Origin of the sequence: Streptomyces antarcticus, assembly GCF_026627255.1 — a bacterium.
Classification (GTDB): domain Bacteria; phylum Actinomycetota; class Actinomycetes; order Streptomycetales; family Streptomycetaceae; genus Streptomyces; species Streptomyces antarcticus.
Genome location: NZ_JAPNLM010000077.1, coordinates 1 through 2,054, shown reverse-complemented (window position 1 = coordinate 2,054; position 2,054 = coordinate 1). Strand labels below are relative to the sequence as shown.

At 64.3% G+C, this 2,054-nt stretch carries 1 protein-coding gene; it reads right to left on the bottom strand.

All coding sequences use genetic code 11. The annotated features are described in order from the left end of the window. Nucleotides 1-101: 101 nt before the first annotated feature. The gene (ltrA, locus tag OTB16_RS39085) at nt 102-1,466 is read right to left on the bottom strand and encodes a group II intron reverse transcriptase/maturase (protein ID WP_267727704.1); all 1,365 of its coding nucleotides are present in this window, start codon (nt 1,464-1,466) and stop codon (nt 102-104) included. Between the last annotated feature and the right edge of the window lie 588 nt (nt 1,467-2,054).

Genomic DNA, 2,054 nt, shown 5'->3' with positions numbered 1-2,054 from the left:
AGTAGGGTCGGGGACTGGCGCGGTGGCTTTCGCTCCGTTTCCAGTCCCCGCCGCTTCAAACCGTGCATGCAGTTCTCCCGCACACGGCTTTCCGACATCGTTCACCGACTGGCATGCGCCGTCGCTCTGTGCACATTTCCGGTAAGGCGGTAGACACCGAGCCGGGTGATCCACCCATAGGTAAACCGGGTGGCCCAGTTCCTGCCCGCGAGTCTGTGTTTCGCGCTGGCGAAAATCGCCAGCCGCTCGTGGACGTAGCCGTCGACCACGTTGAACTTCCGCCCTGAGTTACCGTTACGGAAGTACGCAGCCCAGCCCCGCAACACGGGGTTGAGATCAGCTACCACGGCGGATACTGGCCGCTCAGTCCTCGAACGAGCGGTCGCCACACGGACTTTGTCCCGCAGCACCCGCATCGCTCTGGCCGAAGGCCAGCGTTGCAAGTAATACCTGCCCCGCCATTTCCACGATTCCATCTTCCGGTGGTGGAAGCCGAGGAAATCGAACCCCTTCCCGCCTCGGGTGAGGCAGACGATGCCGGTCTTCTCGGGATGCAAGCGCATCCCAAGCCGTTCCAGCACGCGCGCCGCCAATTCACGGGCCTGTTCCGCCCGTTGTACAGTCGGCGACAGGACTACGAAATCATCGCAGTACCTCACCAGTGTCCCCAGCCGACGGCCCTCGTTCTGCCACGCCTCATCGAGAACGTGCAGCGCGATATTCGCCAGCAACGGGGAAATCGGTGAGCCCTGTGGGGTTCCCGCCCCGCTCGGGGAAGTCACCCCGCCCTCCAGAACTCCCATCCGCAACCAGGCCCGGATCAGTTTCAGCATCGACCGGTCCACCACGTGCCGTGCCACCTGGGCCATCAGCGCCTCATGGTCGATCGTGCCGAAGCAATCGCGGATGTCGGCCTCGAATACCCACTCCCGCCGCTGATTCGCGGCGACCCGCACGGCTTCGCACGCGTCGATCGCGGACCGCTTCGGCCGGAATCCGTAGCTCGCCTCGGTGAACTGGGCCTCGAATACTGGTTCCAGGACCAATTTCGCTGCCGTCATCACCACCCGGTCCGTCACGGTGGGAATCGAAAGCGGCCGGAACTCCCCCGGCCGCCCCGGTTTGGGAATCTGGACCCGCCGCAGCACCGACGGACGATACGTATACGTCCGCAATCTCTGCGACAGGTCCTGGAGGAATGCATCCACCCCCGAGGCCGCCACCGCGTCAACGGTCATCCCGTCCACGCCGGGGGCACCCCGGTTTGTGCACACGCCGGCCCACGCCCGCCTGAGAACGTCTATGCGGTGGACATGGCTATACAGGGCGTGAAACCGGCGTTCAGGTTCTTGCTTGGCACAGCGGTAAAGCGTCCGCTGCAAGGCTCGGACCTTGTCCAAAGGACGGCCACCCGGTCCTGCGGCGCCTTCCTTCCGGCGGATGGAACTAGCCGAAACGGCACTCATTCGGGTCCCTCCCTGTTCGCGAATCGCATCGATGAAGCAGGGGCCCTTCGCTCCCAACGGGTTGTGTTGTCCCGCCGATCATCACTACTACGGCCCCCTCCGACTGCCTCTCGACAACCCGCCATTTCCCGGTTCTGCCGGTTATAGGCAAGCCGTGCTTCCCGGGCCGCAAAACCCGGGGCCGAGGAGGCCCTCTCCAGTTCCCAGGACAACCTTCCGACCATTCCACGCCCCTTACGCCAGGAGGTTCTTCGACGACCGCTCCAGGTCCGAGATCGCCTTCCGTGGCCTTCGCCAAACAAGCACAGGCTCGGCTCCTCCTTGGCCCGCCCGCGGGCGGGGGTTAAATGACGACGCTGCAGGCTTCACTTCATGTTGCGGACTGGTCGGTTGCACGCCCCCGAAGGGCGCTTGTCACTCCACTTCGACGTCACCATTTCGAGTGACGTCGGGAGTCAGCTACCGGGGACCCTGGCGTCTCCCCGGACCGGACTTGCACCGGCTGGCTATCCTGAGCTTGACGTCCGGTTACAGCACCCACACCCCTTCTGAGCTGCGATGATGCCCGGACTGCTGGACGTACGCTTG

Bases quoted from the DNA above. Each gene is read 5' to 3' on its own strand.
- ltrA (WP_267727704.1), bottom strand. From the start codon at position 1,466: ATGAGTGCCGTTTCGGCTAGTTCCATCCGCCGGAAGGAAGGCGCCGCA.